The organism is Streptomyces cathayae, from assembly GCF_029760955.1.
Classification (GTDB): domain Bacteria; phylum Actinomycetota; class Actinomycetes; order Streptomycetales; family Streptomycetaceae; genus Streptomyces; species Streptomyces cathayae.
The window spans coordinates 3,617,606-3,635,762 of record NZ_CP121682.1 but is presented as its reverse complement, the minus strand read 5'-3'; the positions used below and the strand labels follow the sequence as shown (position 1 = coordinate 3,635,762).

Here is an 18,157-nt window from a genome sequence, read left to right as displayed (position 1 = left end):
CCCCCGCGGGACACAGGTGCTCCGCTACTTCCGGCTCACCAGGGTCATCAGCGTCGCCTCCGGGGGGCAGGCGAAGCGGACCGGGGTGTAGCGGTTGGTGCCGCAGCCCGCGGAGACGTGAAGGTAGGAGGTGCGGCCCTCGGACGTGTGGGTGGACAGGCCCTTCACCCGGTCGGTGTCCAGGTCGCAGTTGGTGACCAGGGCGCCGTAGAAGGGGATGCAGAGCTGGCCGCCGTGGGTGTGACCGGCCAGGACCAGGGGGTAGCCGTCGGACGTGAAGGAGTCCAGGACGCGCAGGTAGGGGGCGTGGACGACGCCCATCGAGAAGTCTGCCGCGTTCGACGGGCCGCCCGCCACCTCCGTGTAGCGGTCCCGCTTGATGTGCGGGTCGTCCAGGCCGGTCAGCTCGACCGCGACGCCCTCGACCTTCAGGGTGCCCCTGGTGTTCGTGAGGTTCAGCCAGCCCGCGCCGTCGAAACCGTCCCGCAGGTCCTCCCACGGGTTGTGGATCACGCCGACGGCCGGGGCGTTGCCGTTCAGGCCGTGCCGGCCGGTGGCCTTCTCGATCAGGTAGCGGGCGGGGTTGCGCAGCTTGGGGCCGTAGTAGTCGTTGGAGCCGAAGACGTACGCGCCCGGGAACTCCATCAGCGGGCCCAGTGCGTCCAGGACCTCCGGTACGCCCTCGGGGTCGGACAGGTTGTCGCCCGTGTTGATCACGAAGTCGGGGCGCAGGCCCGCCAGCGAACGCAGCCAGCGCTGCTTCTTGCGCTGGCCGCTCACCAGGTGGATGTCGGAGACCTGCAGCACGCGCAGGGGGCGCATCCCGGCGGGCAGGACGGGGATCGTCACCCGTCGCAGCCGGAAGGAGCGGGCCTCGAAGCCCGCCGCGTACACCAGACCGGCGGCACCGGCCGCCGTGATTCCCAGGGGGATTCCGTATCGCGCGCGCATACGCCCATCGTGTCAGACCCGGGGCCGGATGCGTCCCGCGGTCCCTTCTCCCCGGGGCTGCGGCAGGGCTTGCGGGTTCGTCCGAACGCCCCCTGTGACGGCGGGCGTTAAATGTACGGGCGTCTTTCCGCCTGTTCCTGCGACAATCAAGGCATGACCACGCTCAAGTCCAAGCTGCAGGACGACCTCAACGTTGCGATCAGGGAGCGCGACGAGCTCAGTTCCTCGACGCTCCGGCTGACGCTCACCGCGATCACCAAGGAGGAGGTCGCGGGGAAGGAGAAGCGTCAGCTCTCCGACGACGAGGTGCTCAAGGTGATCACCCGTGAGGCGAAGAAGCGCCGTGAGGCGGCGGACGCCTTCGCGCAGGGCGGGCGTCCCGAGCAGGCCGAGCGGGAGAAGGCGGAGGGCGAGCTGCTGGCCCGGTACCTGCCCCGGCCGATGTCCGACGAGGAGCTGGACGCGATCGTCGCCCAGGCCGTCGAGGAGGCGCAGGCGGCGGGCGCCGAGGGCCCGCGGGCCATGGGTGCGGTCATGAAGATCGTCAACCCCAAGGTGGCAGGGCAGGCCGAAGGCGGCCGGGTGGCCGCCGCGGTGAAGAAGCTGCTCGCCGGCTGATCTGCCGGTCCGATCGGTCCGGGTCGGTCGGTCCGGGTCGGTCGGGTACGGCGGACGACAGCGGAGGGCCCCTCCTTCCCGCGCGGGAAGGAGGGGCCCTCCGCTGTCGTCGGACCAGGGGCGCGGGCCGTCAGCGTCGGCCGCCCGGGCCGTTGCCCTGGCCCTGGAAGAAGCCCTCGGGGAGGGAGAAGGTCGGGTCCGGTTCGGCTCCGCCGCCGCCGTTCTGACCACCGTTGTTGTTCTGGCCGCCGTTGCCGCCGCCGGTCAGGCCGCCGATGAAACCGTCGTTGCCGCCGCTACGGCCGCCGTTGCCGCGGTTGCCGTCGCCACGGTCGTCGCCGTCCTTGTCGTCACGGTCACGGTCCTTGTCGGGCTTTTCCTTTTCGGGTTCCGGGATGTGGACGAGGTTGAAGGACGGGGAGCCCTTGCCCGAGAGGGCGCCGGTCATCGCGTCCCGCCAGATGGGGCCCGGCACCGAGCCGCCGTAGACCTTGGCGTGGTAGGTGCCCCCGACGTTGATGTTGACCATCTTGACCTGCTGGGTGGCGCTGCCGACCCAGACCGCTCCCGACAGGTTCGGCGTGTAGCCGACGAACCAGGCGTTCTTGCGCTCGTCCGTCGTTCCCGTCTTGCCGGCGTTGGCGCGGTCCGTGAGGCCGGACGCCCGGCCCGTACCGGAGTCGACCACACCCTGCAGCAGGGTGTTCACCGTGTCCGCGGTCTTCTCGCTCATCGCCCGCGAGCACGTCGACTTCGGTACCTCCAGCGACTTCTGCTGCTCGCCGACCTTCTGGGTGATCGACTCGATGACGACCGGCGTGCAGTACATGCCCCGGGAGGCGAAGGCGGCGTACGCGGAGGCCATCGTCAGCGGGGCGACGCCCCTGGAGCCGAGGGAGACGGCGGGGACCTCCGGAAGCTTCTGGCCGTTGCCCTCCACGACGTGCAGGGCGTCCGTCATCTTCACCAACGGGCACAGGCCGATGTCGGCGACCATCTGCACGAAGTAGGTGTTGACCGAGAGGGCCATCGCCTCCTTCAACCGGTACGGGCCGACCTCCGACCTGTCCTCGTTGGGGACGGTGGCACCCTCCTGGTTCATCCAGGGCTTGCCGCTGCACGTCTGGACGGGGTCGGGGTAGGGCATCTCGTACGGCGACGAGTACTCCTGGATGGGCGGTCGCCCCTCCTCGAGCGCGGCCGCCGCGACGAAGGGCTTGAACGTCGAACCGGTCGGGAAGCCGAAGTTGGAGCCGCCCATGCTGTGGTCGACCGAGTAGTTGATCTCGGTCTCGTTCTTGTCGTAGCCGTAGGGCTTCGACTGGCCCATGCCGAGGACCTTGCCGGTGCCGGGCTCGACCAGGGTGATCGCCGCGGCGACCGAGTCGCCCTTGTTGACGTGGCCCTTGAGCGAGGTGTGGACCGACCGCTGTGCCTGGGGGTCGAGGGTGGTCCGGATCGTCAGACCGCCCTGGTTCCAGATCTTGGCCCGGTCCTCCTTCTTCTTCCCGAAGACCGGGTCGCTCAGGAACACCTCGCGTACGTAGTCACAGAAGAAGGCCGAATCGGCGACCGCCGTGATGCAGCCGTTGTTCGGCTTGCTGACCTTCAGTCCCAGCGGTGCCTTCGACGCCTCGGCGGCCTCCTCCTGGGAGATGTCGCCGACCTGGGCCATCCGCGCCAGGACGACGTTGCGCCGCTTGGTGGCCTCCGTCTCGTCGTTGACCGGGTCGTACCGGCTCGGCGACTGGACGAGGCCGGCGAGGAGGGCGGCCTCCTGGAGGTTGAGGTCCTTGGCGGACTTGGAGAAGTAGCGCTGGGCGGCGGCCTCGACACCGTAGGCCTGCTGGCCGAAGAACGTGATGTTCAGGTAGTTCTCGAGGATCTTCTTCTTGCCCAGCTCCTCCTCGACCTGGATCGCGAACTTCAGCTCGCGGATCTTGCGGCCGATCGTCTGCTGGGTGGCCTGCGCGACCTTCGTCGCGTCGTCGCCGGCCTCCTCCACGAAGACGTTCTTCACGTACTGCTGCGTCAGGGTGGACGCGCCCTGGGAGACACCGCCGCTCTGCGCGTTGCGGTTCATCGCGCGCAGCACGCCCTTCAGGTCGACCGCTCCGTGCTCGTAGAAGCGGGAGTCCTCGATCGCGACGATCGCCTTCTGGAGGTACGGCGAGATGTCCTTGAGGTCGACCACCGTGCGGTCGCGCGAGTAGACGGTGGCGATCTGACCGCCCTTCGCGTCCAGGATGGTGGTGCGCTGGCTCAGCGGGGGCGTCTTGAGGTTGGCGGGGAGCTCGTCGAAACTCTCCACCGAGCCCTTGGCGGCCAGGCCCAGCGCACCCACGGCGGGCAGTGCGATACCGGCCAGGACGGCACCCGCGAGGACACTGACACCGAGGAACTTGGCGGCCTGCTGCGTTGACGACAGACCACCGCCCGAGCGCTTCTTTGGCATGGGAGCAGCCTACGTTCTCATTTACCGGACAGGCGTACAGGCCTTGGCCTAAGCTGCTCACAACTGTCACAGCAGCGAGGCCACGTATCAATACGTCCGGCGACCCCGAATCGTTCCGGATCTTCTCGACTTTCTTCGTCGGGGTGTGGTGGGTGCGTGTCCGGATCCGCCTCGTGTGTCACTCGGTGTCCGTTGTGGCGCAATGGAACTGACCCGAAACGTCGGGGTTGTCGCGCATGTCGCCAGGTCACTCCCCTGGGTGATCTGCCGCTTACCCATAGTCCGTTCGGGCCATTCAAGATTGGGCCCGCTGGGGGTGTTGCGCTGTGCCCACCTTCCGTAACGTCCTCAACTGGCGGCGGTGAATATGCCGCTGCCGCCGTGGGGGAGCCTCGATTCGGGAGAGGACGGCGCCGGTATGGGCTGGGTTACCGACTGGAGTGCGCAGGCCGCCTGCCGCACTACTGATCCGGATGAACTGTTCGTTCAAGGAGCAGCGCAGAACAGGGCCAAGGCGGTGTGCACCGGCTGCCCGGTGCGTACCGAGTGCCTGGCCGACGCGCTCGACAACCGCGTCGAGTTCGGCGTGTGGGGAGGCATGACGGAACGTGAACGCCGCGCACTGCTGCGCCGGCGGCCCACCGTGACGTCCTGGCGCCGGCTGCTGGAGACCGCGCGCACGGAGTACGAGCGGGGGACGGGCGTCGTGCCCCTCGACGACGACGAGGTGTACGCGAACTACGCGGCGGTGAGCTGAGGGCTCTCGGGGGGTCCTCGGCGGGGCGTCTCGGGCTGTGTCGGGGCGCCTTGGGCCGTCCCGGCGTGGGGCGGGTCGGCGTGCGTCAGGCGGTTGCCTCGGGTGGGGCGGGCGCCTCGGGTGTCTCGGGCAGCTCCGGCCTGTTGGTCGCGAGCCGGTCGCCGATGTCCCGCAGGCCTGCGAGGTCGTGCACGTCGCCGGGCAGCGCGGCCACTTCCGTCACCGCCACCTCGGGATGGAGCGCGGTGAAGCGGTCGCGTGTGCGCTGCTCGCGGGAGAGCAGCCGCATCCGCTCGACGTGCAGTCGCAGCAGGCCCGCGGTGAGCTGGTCGACGGACCGCTCCGCGTCCACCCCGTCGGTGTCTGTGCTGGTCTCGGTGGTGCTGGTGTCCGTGTCCGTGTCGTCCGCGGTGGCGGGGGAGCCTCCGTCGGGGACGTCTGAACTGGTGTGTGTGTCAGGGGAGTTACGAACTCCAGCTTTCCCGTCCTCCTGATCCACAATGCGGGAGTCCTCAAGATTTTCCGCGGCGGCGAGTGCCCGCTCGGCCGACAGCCGGTCGGCGCCGCTGCCGTGGACCCGGTTGAGCACCAGACCGGCCAGCGGCATGTCCTCCGCGGCCAGCCGTTCCACGAAGTACGCGGCCTCGCGCAGTGCGTCCCGCTCCGGGGCCGCGACCACCAGGAACGCCGTCCCGGGCGCCTGGAGCAGTTTGAACGTGGCGTCCGCGCGCGTACGGAACCCGCCGAACATGGAGTCCATCGCCGCCACGAACGTCTGGACGTCCCGCAGCAGTTGCCCCCCGAGCACCTTGCCCAGGACGCCGGTCATCATGGACATCCCGACGTTCAGGAACTTCATCCCCGCACGACCGCCGACCTTCGCCGGGGTCAGCAGGACGCGGATGAGTTTGCCGTCGAGGAAGGAGCCGAGCCGCTTGGGCGCGTCCAGGAAGTCCAGTGCGGAGCGGGAGGGCGGCGTGTCGACGACGATGAGGTCCCACTCGTCGCGGGCCCGCAGCTGCCCCAGCTTCTCCATCGCCATGTACTCCTGCGTGCCCGCGAAGCCCGCCGAGAGGGACTGGTAGAAGGGGTTGCCGAGGATCGCGGAGGCGCGCTCCGGGTCCGCGTGCGCCTCGACGATCTCGTCGAAGGTGCGCTTCATGTCGAGCATCATGGCGTGCAGTTCGCCGCCGGCGGAGTCGTCGATGCCCTTCACCCGGCGGGGGACGTTGTCGAGCGAGTCGATGCCCATGGACTGGGCGAGCCGGCGGGCGGGGTCGATGGTGAGGACGACCACCTTGCGTCCCCGTTCGGCCGCGCGCAGTCCCAGGGCCGCGGCGGTGGTCGTCTTGCCGACCCCGCCCGAGCCGCAGCACACCACGATCCGGGTGGCCCGGTCCTCGATCAGCGGGTCGATGTCGAGCGTGCGCACGGGGGAGAGGTGGTGGCGGGCCGGGTGGACCGGGTGGGCCGGTTCCGGGTGACGGCTCATGACATCCCCTGCTTCCGATACTTCCGACTCGTGATGGGCGTGGCGGACCTGATGGGCGTGGCGGGCGTGGTGGGCATGGCGGATCTGACGGGAGCGGCGGGCATGACGGGAACTCCGGGAGCGTTCCCGCCGGGTACGGGCACGGATGCGGATATGGCCGCGGACATGGGCAGGTCTCCGCCGGTCATGACACGCCCTGCGCGCGGAGTTCCTCGGCCAGTTCGTACAGGCCCGCCAGGTCCATGCCCTCCGCGAGCAGCGGCAGCTCGTGCAGGGGCAGGCCCACCTCGGCCAGCGCGGCGCGCTGTTCGGCCTCCAGCGTGTACCGCTCGGCGTACTCCTTGGCCTGCGCGAGCAACGGGTCCACCAGCTGCTCGGCGTGCCCGCCGCGCCGCGCGCCGCCGAGACCGGCGGACGACAGTGCCCGCGCGACAGAGGAACGTTCGACCGCCCCCATGAGTTCCAGGTCGGTCGCGTCCAGCACCTCGGGCCGCACCATGTTCACGATGATCCGCCCCACCGGGAGCCGGGCCCCCCGCAGCTCGGCGATGCCGTCCACGGTCTCCTGGACCGGCATCTCCTCCAACAGGGTGACCAGGTGCACCGCCGTCTCCGGTGATTTCAGCACCCGCATCACGGCCTGGGCCTGATTGTGTATCGGCCCGATCTTCGCGAGCCCGGCGACCTCGTCGTTGACGTTGAGGAAACGGGTGATGCGCCCGGTCGGCGGGGCGTCCATCACGACGTAGTCGTAGACGAACCGCCCGGTGCGGTCCTTGCGCCGCACCGCCTCGCACGCCTTGCCGGTCAGCAGGACGTCCCGCACACCGGGCGCGATGGTGGTCGCGAAGTCGATCGCGCCGAGCTTCTTCAGCGCCCGCCCGGCGCTGCCCAGCTTGTAGAACATCTGGAGGTAGTCCAGAAGGGCCCGCTCGGCGTCTATGGCGAGGGCATGCACCTCCCCGCCCCCGGGAGCGACGGCGATCTTCCGCTCCTCGTACGGCAGCGCCTCCGTCTCGAAGACCTGCGCGATGCCCTGGCGACCCTCGACCTCGACGAGAAGCGTCCGCTTCCCCTCCGTGGCCAGGGCCAGCGCGAGGGCCGCGGCCACCGTGGTCTTGCCGGTTCCGCCCTTGCCACTGACCACCTGAAGCCTGCTCACGCCTTTGAGCCTAATTGCTCCCCGCGCGCCCCGGCGGCTCCGGGGGCGAGTTGCCGGGCTTCCCGTGCTCCCGGGCACCCGGGGCCCCTGGGTTTCCCGGGCTTTCCAGACTTCCCGTGCTTCCCGCACGGGGGACGGCAACGGCTAGAGTCGCCGCATGACGAAATGGGAGTACTCCACGGTTCCGCTGCTGGTCCACGCCACGAAGCAGATTCTGGACACCTGGGGCGAGGACGGCTGGGAGCTCGTGCAGGTCGTGCCGGGCCCGAACAACCCCGAGCAGCTGGTCGCCTACCTGAAGCGGGAGAAGCAGGCGTGAGCGCGGTCGAGGCCAGACTGGCCGAACTCGGCCTGAGCCTCCCGGAGGTCGTCCCGCCGCTGGCCGCGTACTGCCCGGCCGTGCGGTCGGGGCGGTACGTGCACACCGCCGGCCAGCTTCCCATGGTGGACGGCGAGCTTCCGCTGACCGGAAAGGTCGGTGCCGAGGTCACGGCCGAGGAGGCGAGGGAGCTGGCGCGCACCTGTGCGCTGAACGCCCTCGCCGCCGTGAAGTCCGTCGCCGGTGATCTGGACCGCGTCGCGCGCGTGGTGAAGGTCGTCGGGTTCGTGGCCTCGGCCGCGGACTTCACGGGCCAGCCGGGCGTCCTCAACGGTGCGAGCGAGCTGCTGGTCGAGGTCCTCGGCGACAAGGGCGTCCACGCCCGCAGCGCGGTGGGCGTCGCGGTACTGCCCCTCGACGCGCCGGTGGAGGTCGAGATCCAGGTGGAGCTGACGGACGAGGCCTGACGGACGCACGCTGACGGACGCGGGCAGGCAGCGCGCGTCCGACGCGTCCGGCGGAGGCGGGGGCGGGCCCGGGCTCGGCGGAGGGCCGCGTGGCCCGTGCGGGCCGCCGGGTCCGCCACCCCTCCTCGCCGCGTTCCCCTGCCGCTTCCCGGGACCGCGCGCCCTCTCACCTGCTTTCACCCGCTTTCATCCGCTTCCGCCCCCTTCCCTCCCCTTGCCCTTCCCTCCTCTTCTTCTCCCGCCGGCCACTCGAACATCCGCCCGTCCCGGGATAGCCTCCGGCCATGGTGAATGCGCAGGCTGGTGGGCAGTGGTACCCACCCGAGTGGCCGGTCCGCATCCGCGCGCTCGCGGAGGGCACCCTCACCCCGGTCCCGGCCAAGCGGGCCGCCACCGTGATGCTCCTGAGGGACGCCGGTGACGGCTGCGCCGTCCACATGCTGCGCCGAAGCGCCTCCATGGCCTTCGCCGGAGGCGCCTACGCCTACCCCGGCGGCGGCGTCGACCCGCGGGACGACGACCACCACGTCCGCTGGGCGGGCCCCCCGCGCGCGTGGTGGGCGGACCGGCTCGGCGTCGAGGAGACCGACGCCCAGGCGATCGTCTGCGCCGCCGTACGCGAGACGTACGAGGAGGCCGGTGTGCTGCTCGCCGGTCCGACGCCCGACTCCGTGGTCGGTGACACCACGGGCGCGGACTGGGAGGCGGACCGCGCGGCGCTCGTCGAGCGGAGGACGTCCTTCGCGGAGTTCCTCGACCGCCGAGGGCTGGTCCTGCGCTCGGACCTGCTCGGCGCGTGGACCCGGTGGATCACCCCGGAGTTCGAGCCCCGCCGCTACGACACCTGGTTCTTCGTCGCCGCGCTCCCCGAGGGGCAGCGCACCCGCAACGCCTCCACGGAGGCCGACCGCACGGTGTGGATCGCCCCGCGCGAGGCGGCCGCCGCGTACGACCGGGGCGAGCTGCTGATGATGCCGCCGACGATCGCGACCCTGCGCCAGCTGGCGGTGTACCCGGCGGCGGCGCAGGCGCTCGACGCGGCGTCCGCGCGGGACCTCACGCCGGTACTGGCCACCGCGCGCCTGGAGGAGGAGAAGATCGTGCTGTCCTGGCCCGGGCACGACGAGTTCACCCAGCACATCCCGACCGGTGGAGCACCCGCATGACGGACGCGGCAGCCCTTCCCGGCCAACCGCGCGGCGGGGTCCTCTCCGGACCCGCCACCGCGCGCGCGGTCAACGTCCTGGCTCCGAACGCCTCGGCCATGACCCTGGACGGCACCAACACCTGGATCCTCTCGGAACCCGGCTCCGCGCGGGCGGTCGTCGTCGACCCCGGCCCGCTGGACGAGGGGCATCTGCACAGCGTCGTCGACACGGCCGAGCGGGCCGGCAAGCGCGTCGCCCTCATCCTGCTGACGCACGGTCACCCCGACCACGCCGAGGGCGCCACCCGCTTCGCCGAGCTGACCGGCACGAAGGTACGGGCGCTGGACCCGGAGCTGCGGCTGGGGGACGAGGGCCTGTCCGGCGGGGACGTCATCGACGTGGGCGGTCTGGAACTGCGGGTCGTCCCCACCCCCGGCCACACCGCCGACTCCCTGTCCTTCCACCTGCCGGCCGACGGGGCCGTCCTCACCGGCGACACCGTCCTGGGACGCGGTACGACCGTCGTGTCCCACCCCGACGGCCGCCTCGGCGACTACCTGGACACCCTGCGCCGCCTGCGCTCGCTCACGGTCGACGACGGCGTCCACACGGTCCTGCCCGGCCACGGGCCCGTGCTGGAGGACGCCCAGGGCGCGGTCGAGTACTACCTGGCGCACCGGGCCCACCGCCTCGCCCAGGTGGAGACGGCCGTCGAGAACGGCCTGCTCGCCCCGTCCGAGGTCGTCGCCCACGTCTACGCCGACGTGGACCGCTCCCTGTGGCCGGCCGCGGAACTGTCGGTCCGCGCGCAACTGGAATACCTGCGGGAACACGGGCTCATCTAGCGGGGCGCGGGCTCGGTCGGCGCGAGCACGGCTCACCCGGTGGGGCGCGGTTCACTCGGTGGGGCACGGGCTCGTCCGGCGGGGTACGGGGCTTCACCCGAAAGCCCCGGCGCCCGGCAGGCGCTGAGGCCTGCGGGGCACCGGGGCTTTCGGCACGCGTGCCGGGAATCCCGTCAGCGGGAGCGCTTCGCGAGGCGCTCGACGTCCAGGAGGATCACCGCGCGGGCCTCCAGACGGAGCCAGCCGCGCTGCGCGAAGTCCGCCAGGGCCTTGTTGACCGTCTCGCGGGACGCGCCGACCAGCTGGGCCAGCTCCTCCTGCGTGAGGTCGTGGACGACGTGGATGCCCTCCTCGGACTGCACCCCGAAGCGGCGGGAGAGGTCCAGCAGGGCGCGGGCGACCCGGCCCGGGACGTCGGAGAAGACCAGGTCCGACATGGCGTCGTTGGTCTTGCGCAGCCGGCGCGCGACGGCCCGCAGCAGCGCCGTGGCCACCTCGGGGCGGGCGTTCAGCCAGGGCTGGAGGTCGCTGTGGCCCAGGGCGAGCAGCTTGACCTCGGTCAGCGCCGTGGCGGTCGCGGTGCGCGGGCCCGGGTCGAAGAGCGACAGCTCACCGATGAGCTCGCCGGGGCCGACGACGGCCAGCATGTTCTCGCGGCCGTCGGGGGAGGTCCGGTGGAGCTTGACCTTGCCCTCGGTGACCACGTAGAGCCGGTCTCCGGGGTCGCCCTCGTGGAACAGGGAGTCGCCCCGTGCGAGGGTCACCTCGCTCAGCGAGGCGCGAAGCTCCGCGGCCTGCTCGTCATCGAGCGCCGCGAAGAGCGGGTTCCGCCGCAGAACGTCGTCCACGTGTTCTCTCCTTGTCGACCTGCTCAGGGGATCTTGTTCCCCGCGTACCAGGGGACCGAGGTGCCCATTTTGCCGGACAGTCCAAACAGTGTGATCTGTCACAAGGATGCCGCACAGGTGTGCCCGGGTAAGCGGCAGGGGTCCAATTGGGCGCTGATCTTCAGGGGCCGGGGCGGATGTCGGTGCCGGGCCGTAGGCTGGTCGGGTGTCCAAATCGCCGGTGGGAGTGCGTGCTCAGGGGGCTGCGCGGGTGGCGGTACATCATGATTCCGCTGTGGGCGAACAGGGCTCCGGCGGCGGTGGGGAAACGGCGAAACCGACAAAGAAGGCACCGGTGAAGAAGGATTCGACCGCGAGTGCGAGCGAAGCGGCGGCCGAGGTGAGGCCCGCCTCCGCGAAGGGCTCCGCGCCTGCGCGGAAGACGGCGTCCGCGCAGAGCCCCGCGCCCGGGAAGAAGCCCGGGAAGAAGGCGGCGTCCGCGAAGAAGGCCGCCGCCGGGCGGCCCGGGGCCGAGTCGCGTACCGCGCTGGTCCGCCGGGCCCGGCGGATCAACCGGGAGCTCGCCGAGCTGTACCCGTACGCCCACCCCGAGCTGGACTTCGAGAACCCCTTCCAACTGGTGGTCGCCACGGTCCTGTCCGCCCAGACCACCGACCTGCGGGTCAACCAGACGACCCCCGCCCTCTTCGCGAAGTACCCCACCCCCGAGGACCTGGCCGCCGCCGTCCCGGAGGAGGTGGAGGAGATCCTCCGCCCCACCGGGTTCTTCCGGGCCAAGACCAGGTCGGTGATAGGCCTTTCGAAGATGCTGGCGGAGGAGTTCGGCGGCGAGGTGCCGGGGCGGCTCGAGGATCTCGTCAGGCTGCCCGGTGTGGGCCGCAAGACGGCCTTCGTCGTCCTCGGCAACGCCTTCGGCCGCCCGGGGATCACCGTGGACACGCACTTCCAGCGCCTGGTGCGCCGTTGGAAGTGGACGCAGGAGACCGACCCCGACAAGATCGAGGCGGCCGTCGGCGCGCTCTTCCCGAAGAGTGACTGGACCGATCTCTCGCACCATGTGGTCTGGCACGGCCGCCGCATCTGTCACGCCCGCAAGCCCGCCTGCGGAGCCTGCCCCGTCGCCCCGCTCTGCCCGGCGTACGGCGAGGGGGAGACGGACCCGGAGAAGGCGCAGAAGCTGCTGAAGTACGAGAAGGGCGGTTTCCCGGGCCAGCGTCTGAACCCCCCGCAGGCCTACCTCGACGCGGGCGGCCGGCCGGCCCCGCCGCTGGGCGCCGGATGACGGGGCATACCCGGCGGCCGCGGGTGGAACGATCTTTGGTGGAACGTTCCAGGGGCCGCCGGGCGTTGGACCTGTCGCCGGGAGCGGACGGGCAGGGGGCGGGACGACGGGGGTGGCGATGATGCGGGCGGGCGATATCCGGGGTGGCCGGGCGACGCTCAGCCAGGAGGGTCTGCCCTCCTGGCTGGACCCGGTGGTACGGGCGGCGGAGACGGTCGCGCCGGGGCAGTTGAGCCGCTTCCTGCCGCCGGCGAACGGCTCGGGGCGCCAGTCCGCGGTCCTGATCCTGTTCGGCGAGGGCGCGTACGGTCCGGAACTGCTGCTCATGGAGCGCTCGGCGGCGCTGCGTTCGCATGCCGGGCAGCCGGCCTTCCCCGGTGGCGCCCTCGACCCCGAGGACGGCGACCCGCTGGCCGACGGGCCGTTGTGGGCCGCGCTGCGCGAGGCCGAGGAGGAGACCGGGCTCGATCCGGCCGGTGTCCAGCTCTTCGGTGTCCTGCCCAAGCTCTACATCCCCGTCAGCGGATTCGTCGTCACCCCGGTGCTGGGCTGGTGGCGGGTCCCCAGCCCGGTCGGCGTCGTGGATCCCAACGAGACCGCCCGGGTCTTCACGGTCCCGGTGGCGGATCTCACCGATCCGGGCAACCGGGCGACCGCGGTCCATCCCAGCGGCCACCAAGGCCCGGCGTTCCTGGTCGAATCGGCTCTTGTCTGGGGTTTCACGGCCGGGGTCATCGACCGGCTGCTCCACTACGCGGGGTGGGAGCGCCCCTGGGACCGGGACAAGCGGGTCCCGCTGGACCAGAGGTCATGACAGGGTGGGCGCGGTGCCGTTGCGGTACGGGGGCTGGTGACGACGGTGGTTCGTGCCGTACGCCTCCGGACTCCGGCCGGACGGGAGCGACCGGAGTGACGAGGCGAGGCTGGAAGCAGTGAACGTGCTGGACATCCTGTTGCTGGTCGCCGCCGTCTGGTTCGCGATCGTCGGCTACCGCCAGGGGTTCGTCGTCGGCATCCTGTCGGTGATCGGGTTCCTGGGCGGCGGTCTCGTCGCCGTCTACCTGCTCCCCGTCATCTGGGACGTCCTGACGGACAACGCCGAGGTCGGCACGACCGCGGCCGTTGTCGCGGTCGTCGTCGTCATAGTCTGCGCCTCCGTCGGCCAGGCGCTGACCACGCACCTCGGCAACAAACTGCGCCGTCACATCACCTGGTCCCCGGCCCGGGCGCTCGACGCGACCGGCGGTGTCCTGGTCAACGTCGTCGCCATGCTCCTGGTCGCCTGGCTGATCGGCTCCGCCCTCGCCGGTACGACGCTGCCGACGCTCGGCAAGGAGGTCCGCGGCTCCAAGGTCCTGCTCGGTGTCTCCCGCGCGCTGCCCGACCAGGCCGACACCTGGTTCGCCGACTTCTCCTCCGTCCTCGCGCAGAACGGCTTCCCGCAGGTCTTCAGCCCGTTCGCGAACGAGCCGATCACCGATGTCCAGCCCCCCGACCCCGCCCTGGTCGGCAGCCCCGTGGCCGCCCGGGCCCAGCGGTCCATCGTCAAGGTCATGGGCACCGCACCGCAGTGCGGCAAGGTCCTGGAGGGCACGGGCTTCGTGTTCTCCGAACGCCGCGTCATGACCAACGCGCACGTCGTGGGCGGCGTCGACGAGCCGACCGTGCAGATAGGCGGCGAGGGCAGGAAGTACGACGCGACGGTCGTCCTCTACGACTGGAAGCGCGACATCGCGGTCCTCGACGTCCCGGACCTGAAGGCGCCGGCGCTGCGGTTCACGACCGACGACGCGGGCAGCGGGGACAGCGCCATCGTCGCCGGCTTCCCGGAGAACGGCGCGTACGACGTCAGGTCCGCGCGGGTCCGGGGGCGGATCACGGCCAACGGCCCGGACATCTACCACCGGGGCACGGTCCGCCGTGACGTCTACTCCCTGTACGCGACGGTCCGTCAGGGAAACTCCGGCGGCCCGCTGCTCACACCCGAGGGTCGGGTCTACGGCGTGGTGTTCGCCAAGTCCCTCGACGACGCCGAGACGGGGTACGCGCTCACCGTCGACGAGATCCAGGACGACATCACCCAGGGCCGTGCCGCGAACCAGCAGGTGGACAGCGACAGTTGCGCGCTCTGAGCGGCGCGCGGGACAGGGCCCGCGCACCGCTGTCGGATCACCCGCGTGGGTGAAGCAGCCGTGCCGAGACCCAGCGGGCCCGGCGGCGGAGGATATGGGGGATCCCCACCCTGAGGTCCGTACCCGCCATGTGCGGTGCACCGCCTCGCTGGTGGGGTCCCCTGCCGCCCGCCGAACTGCGGTCGCGGCCTGCGTCACTGTAGTCGTGCGTCCAGCCCATATTCCGACGGTGCCCCCGCCTCATGGTCGATAATCGCCTCAGGCGCAGCCAATTGGCCTATGCGCGAGGCACATGGCCCTTCGTAGGACAGGTGTTCACTTCCGTCGTGGGGGCGTCTTCGCTCAGCGGTCGGGCTCCGGGTCCTTCAGCCAGTTGATCAGCTCGGTGGAGAAGGTGACCGGGTCCTCCTCGTGCGGGAAGTGCCCGAGCCCGTCGAACAGCCGCCAGCGGTACGGCGCTTCGACGTACTGTCCGGACCCTGCGGCGCTCCGGGTGCGTACCACGGGATCCAGCGAGCCGTGCAGATGCAGCGTCGGCACCCGCACCGGACGCTTCATCCGGCGGTTGAACTGGATGCCGTCGGGCCGGGCCATGGAGCGCATCATCCAGCGGTACGGCTCGATCGAGCAGTGCGCCGTGGACGGGATGCACATGGCGCGCCGGTAGTTCTCCAGCGCCTCCTCCTCGGGCGGGCGCGGCCCGGACCAGTCCTGGATGAGTCGGGCCACCAGCGCCCCGTCGTCGGCGGTGAGCTGCCGCTCCGGGACCCAGGGCCGCTGGAACCCCCAGATGTGGGACATGGCGGAGGACTGCCTGACGTCCGCGAGCATGGCCGACCGCCAGCGCCGCGGATGCGGCATGGACGAGACCGCGAGCCGCCGTACGAGCTTGGGGCGCATCGCCGCCGCCGTCCAGGCCAGGTAGCCGCCCAGGTCGTGCCCCACCAGCGCGGCGTCCGGCTCGCCGAGGGAGCGGACCACTCCGGTGATGTCCAGCGCGAGGTTGGCCGGGTCGTAACCGCGCGGTGTGCGGTCGCTGCCCCCGACACCCCGCAGGTCCATGGCGACGGCGCGGAACCCCGCGTCGGCGAGTGCCGTCAGCTGGTGCCGCCAGGTCCACCAGAACTGCGGGAAGCCGTGCAGCAGCAGCACCAGCGGTCCGTCGCCGAGCTCCGCGATGTGGAAGCGTGCGCCGTTGGCGGCCACGTCCCGGTGGGTCACCTCGGCGCCCGGGATGTCGAGGCGCACGGCCGAGAGGGGGTGCGCCGAGGGAGGTTGCCCCGAAGGGAGGGAGGAGCCCGTCATGAGGACGAGCGTCCCACAGCTTCGATCGCCGCGGGGGTCCGGTTCTTGGGCAGGTCGAGTTCGGGACGCGGGTGCGGCTTGGCCTTCTGCAGCACGCCCGCGGTCTCCTTCATGGAGGCGGCGACCTTCTGCGGGCCCCGGCTCTTCTTCGCCTTCTTCGCGAAGACGACGCCGATCAGCGCGAGGACGCCGGCGACGAGGCAGTTCGCCACGAAGGACAGCAGGAAGCAGAGGGCGAGGTTCCAGTCGCTCCAGGTGTGGATGCCGTAGGCCAGGGCGAAGCTCAGCATCGGCAGGGAGAACAGCAGGATGAGGCCGGCCAGGGTCAGCACCACGCCGCTCCTCGCGCCCCGCTTCGCGTCCTGCTTGAGCTGCGCCTTCGCCAGCGCGATCTCGTCGTGCACCAGCGCCGACATGTTCTCCGTCGCCGAGGCGAACAGCTCGCCGATGCTGCGTTCGGCGCCGACCGGGCTGCCGTCGGGTGCGCTCATCGCGGTCTCCCTCTTCTGCGTACGTATCGCGTGCCACTGTGTGTCGCTGTGTACGGTTCAGTCTGCCGTCTGACGGTTCCTGTCCGGTCGGTCGCCACGTCCGGCCACGTGGGTCCGACCCCGTGGGCCGGGCGTGGCATGGCCGATCGCGTGTGTCCGCGTGTGCCTGCGGGCGTCCGACTGTCCTGACTTTTGTACCGTCTCGTCAGATCATGCCGGACCGTCGTGGTCCTCGCCTGCCCCGCCCGGCACTTCGGCAAGCCCGTGCCGCTGTTCGGCCTTCTCCCGGGCGAGCCGCCGGTGCTCGGCGGCCTTGCGGTCGTGGATCTCCGCCATCCGCAGGTGGTGGGCCGGGTCGTCCTCCTCGTACACGTCGGGGATGCCGCTGAGGTCGTCGTCGCGCTCCTCCTCCTGGGCCAGCCTGCGGTACTCGGCGTTCCGGATCTTCAGCAGCACGGTCGCCACCACGGTCGCGATCAGCGAACCGGTCAGCACGGCGGCCTTGACGCCGTCCGTCATCGCCGCGTCGCCCTCGAAGGCGAGTTCACCGATGAGCAGGGAGACGGTGAACCCGATCCCGGCCAGCATCGCCACCGCGAACACGTCCGCCCAGGCGAGGTCCTCGCTGAGCGAGGCCCTGGTGAAGCGTGTGGTCAGCCAGGTGCCGCCGAAGATACCGACCGTCTTGCCGACGACGAGGCCGAGGACGACGCCGAGCGTCTCGGGCGTGGTGAACACGTCCGCGAGTGCGCCGCCGGAGACCACCACACCCGCGCTGAACAGGGCGAACAGCGGGACGGCGAGGCCCGAGGAGAGGGGCCGGACGAGGTGCTCGACGCGCTCACCGGGGGACTGCTCCTCACCCTCGTGGCGGTGGCATCGCAGCATCAGGCCCATGGCGACACCGGCGATGGTGGCGTGGATGCCGCTGTTGTACATCAGGCCCCAGACGACGAGGGCGAGCGGCACGTACACGTACCAGCCGCGCACGCTCTTGCGGAGCAGCAGCCAGAAGACGGCCAGGCCCGCCACGGCACCGCCGAGCGCGGCGAAGTCCAGGTCGGCGGTGAAGAAGACCGCGATGATCAGAATCGCGAAGAGGTCGTCGACGACGGCGAGGGTGAGCAGGAAGGCGCGCAGCGCGCTCGGCAGGGAGGTGCCGATGACGGCGAGCACGGCGAGCGCGAAGGCGATGTCGGTGGCGGTGGGCACGGCCCAGCCGGCCAGTGAGCCGCCGCCGATACCGCTGGTGAGCGTGTAGACGAGCGCCGGTACGGCCATGCCGCACAGGGCGGCGACGACGGGGAGCGCGGCGGCCCGGGGGTCGCGCAGATCACCGGCGACGAGTTCGCGCTTGAGTTCCGCTCCGGCGACGAAGAAGAAGACCGCGAGCAGTCCGTCGGCGGCCCAGTGCGCGACGGACAGGTTCAGGCCGAGCGACTCGGGGCCGAGGCGGAAGTGGCTGACGCTCTCGTAGCTGTCCCGCAGGGCGGGCACGTTCGCCCAGATCAGCGCGGTGATCGCGGCGACGAGCAGCAGCATGCCGCCGACGGTCTCGGTACGCAGCGCGTCCGCGACGAAGTTCCGCTCGGGCAGGGAGAGGCGGCCGAGGGCCTTGCGGGGGCTGGGGGTGCGGGGCGCGGTCACGGGGTGGTCCTCTGATCGTCGGGCAGCACGAATCGTGTGCCGACCAGACTTCCCGGCGCTCCATGAGACAGCTTGTGTGCGGGTGGCCTGCAGCGGCCACCTTCGTGACCACTGTAGCCAACGTGCTTCCGGGCCGCACCGAGGGCTTCCGGTGACGGACGCCGCGGGGGTGCCCGGCGCGTGCGTCGCGCCGGGCACCCCGTGTGCTTGCGGTCGGGCGACCTCGTGTTCCGGCGGC

At 71.2% G+C, this 18,157-nt stretch carries 18 protein-coding genes; 9 read left to right on the top strand and 9 right to left on the bottom strand.

What is annotated here, in order from left to right:
- Positions 1-24: 24 nt before the first annotated feature.
- Positions 25-951 carry a metallophosphoesterase gene (locus PYS65_RS16440; protein ID WP_279334703.1) on the bottom strand — a complete coding sequence of 309 codons (927 nt, stop codon included), beginning with the start codon at positions 949-951 and terminating at the stop codon, positions 25-27.
- Between the two features lie 153 nt (positions 952-1,104).
- On the opposite strand from PYS65_RS16440, the gene PYS65_RS16435 reads away from it, so the two are divergent.
- The gene (locus PYS65_RS16435) at positions 1,105-1,569 is read left to right on the top strand and encodes a GatB/YqeY domain-containing protein (protein ID WP_279334702.1); all 465 of its coding nucleotides are present in this window, start codon (positions 1,105-1,107) and stop codon (positions 1,567-1,569) included.
- 130 nt (positions 1,570-1,699) lie between these two features.
- Here the strand turns inward: PYS65_RS16435 and PYS65_RS16430 are convergent, their stop codons facing one another.
- Positions 1,700-4,024 carry a transglycosylase domain-containing protein gene (locus PYS65_RS16430; RefSeq protein WP_279334701.1) on the bottom strand — a complete coding sequence of 775 codons (2,325 nt, stop codon included), beginning with the start codon at positions 4,022-4,024 and terminating at the stop codon, positions 1,700-1,702.
- Positions 4,025-4,442: 418 nt separating this feature from the next.
- On the opposite strand from PYS65_RS16430, the gene wblA reads away from it, so the two are divergent.
- Complete coding sequence (wblA, locus tag PYS65_RS16425; protein ID WP_181383401.1) at positions 4,443-4,781, top strand: transcriptional regulator WblA; 339 nt, start codon at positions 4,443-4,445, stop codon at positions 4,779-4,781.
- 85 nt (positions 4,782-4,866) lie between these two features.
- On the opposite strand, the gene bagB is transcribed toward wblA, so the two are convergent.
- Together bagB and bagA are read right to left on the bottom strand one after the other, a co-directional pair.
- On the bottom strand, positions 4,867-6,273 hold the full coding sequence (bagB, locus tag PYS65_RS16420) for an ATPase BagB (protein WP_279334700.1): 1,407 nt from the start codon (positions 6,271-6,273) through the stop codon (positions 4,867-4,869).
- A gap of 184 nt (positions 6,274-6,457) precedes the next feature.
- Complete coding sequence (gene bagA / locus PYS65_RS16415; protein WP_279334699.1) at positions 6,458-7,435, bottom strand: ATPase BagA; 978 nt, start codon at positions 7,433-7,435, stop codon at positions 6,458-6,460.
- Positions 7,436-7,592: 157 nt separating this feature from the next.
- On the opposite strand from bagA, the gene sp36 reads away from it, so the two are divergent.
- The 4 genes from sp36 to PYS65_RS16395 all read left to right on the top strand — a co-directional run bounded on the left by sp36 (position 7,593) and on the right by PYS65_RS16395 (position 10,214).
- Entirely contained in the window at positions 7,593-7,754 is a 162-nt protein-coding gene (gene sp36 / locus PYS65_RS16410; protein WP_019355547.1) for a Sp36 family protein, read from the top strand.
- The gene (locus tag PYS65_RS16405) at positions 7,751-8,221 is read left to right on the top strand and encodes a RidA family protein (RefSeq protein ID WP_279334698.1); all 471 of its coding nucleotides are present in this window, start codon (positions 7,751-7,753) and stop codon (positions 8,219-8,221) included. The genes sp36 and PYS65_RS16405 overlap by 4 nt, the downstream gene beginning before the upstream one ends.
- A gap of 284 nt (positions 8,222-8,505) precedes the next feature.
- Positions 8,506-9,387, top strand: a complete 882-nt coding sequence (locus PYS65_RS16400) for an NUDIX hydrolase (RefSeq protein WP_279334697.1) — start codon at positions 8,506-8,508, stop codon at positions 9,385-9,387.
- Positions 9,384-10,214, top strand: a complete 831-nt coding sequence (locus PYS65_RS16395) for an MBL fold metallo-hydrolase (RefSeq protein ID WP_279334696.1) — start codon at positions 9,384-9,386, stop codon at positions 10,212-10,214. The genes PYS65_RS16400 and PYS65_RS16395 overlap by 4 nt, the downstream gene beginning before the upstream one ends.
- A 173-nt stretch (positions 10,215-10,387) precedes the next feature.
- On the opposite strand, the gene PYS65_RS16390 is transcribed toward PYS65_RS16395, so the two are convergent.
- Positions 10,388-11,062: a Crp/Fnr family transcriptional regulator gene (locus tag PYS65_RS16390; RefSeq protein ID WP_109377225.1), complete on the bottom strand. Its 675-nt coding sequence runs from the start codon at positions 11,060-11,062 to the stop codon at positions 10,388-10,390.
- Between the two features lie 334 nt (positions 11,063-11,396).
- Here PYS65_RS16390 and nth point away from each other — a divergent pair, with 334 nt between their 5' ends.
- From nth to PYS65_RS16375, 3 genes are all read left to right on the top strand, one after another.
- Entirely contained in the window at positions 11,397-12,344 is a 948-nt protein-coding gene (gene nth / locus PYS65_RS16385) for an endonuclease III (RefSeq protein ID WP_279334695.1), read from the top strand.
- Positions 12,345-12,462: 118 nt separating this feature from the next.
- Complete coding sequence (locus PYS65_RS16380; protein WP_279337972.1) at positions 12,463-13,158, top strand: NUDIX hydrolase; 696 nt, start codon at positions 12,463-12,465, stop codon at positions 13,156-13,158.
- A 118-nt stretch (positions 13,159-13,276) separates the two neighbouring features.
- On the top strand, positions 13,277-14,476 hold the full coding sequence (locus PYS65_RS16375; protein WP_279334694.1) for a MarP family serine protease: 1,200 nt from the start codon (positions 13,277-13,279) through the stop codon (positions 14,474-14,476).
- 37 nt (positions 14,477-14,513) lie between these two features.
- Here PYS65_RS16375 and PYS65_RS16370 read toward each other — a convergent pair whose 3' ends face one another.
- From PYS65_RS16370 to nhaA, 4 genes are all read right to left on the bottom strand, one after another.
- Positions 14,514-14,696, bottom strand: coding sequence for a hypothetical protein (locus PYS65_RS16370; RefSeq protein ID WP_279334693.1), 183 nt, complete (start codon positions 14,694-14,696; stop codon positions 14,514-14,516).
- Between the two features lie 122 nt (positions 14,697-14,818).
- The gene (locus tag PYS65_RS16365) at positions 14,819-15,781 is read right to left on the bottom strand and encodes an alpha/beta fold hydrolase (RefSeq protein ID WP_279334692.1); all 963 of its coding nucleotides are present in this window, start codon (positions 15,779-15,781) and stop codon (positions 14,819-14,821) included.
- Positions 15,778-16,272, bottom strand: a complete 495-nt coding sequence (locus tag PYS65_RS16360; protein WP_279334691.1) for a phage holin family protein — start codon at positions 16,270-16,272, stop codon at positions 15,778-15,780. Before PYS65_RS16360 ends, PYS65_RS16365 begins: the two co-directional genes overlap by 4 nt.
- A 210-nt stretch (positions 16,273-16,482) precedes the next feature.
- The gene (gene nhaA, locus PYS65_RS16355; protein ID WP_279334690.1) at positions 16,483-17,919 is read right to left on the bottom strand and encodes a Na+/H+ antiporter NhaA; all 1,437 of its coding nucleotides are present in this window, start codon (positions 17,917-17,919) and stop codon (positions 16,483-16,485) included.
- Between the last annotated feature and the right edge of the window lie 238 nt (positions 17,920-18,157).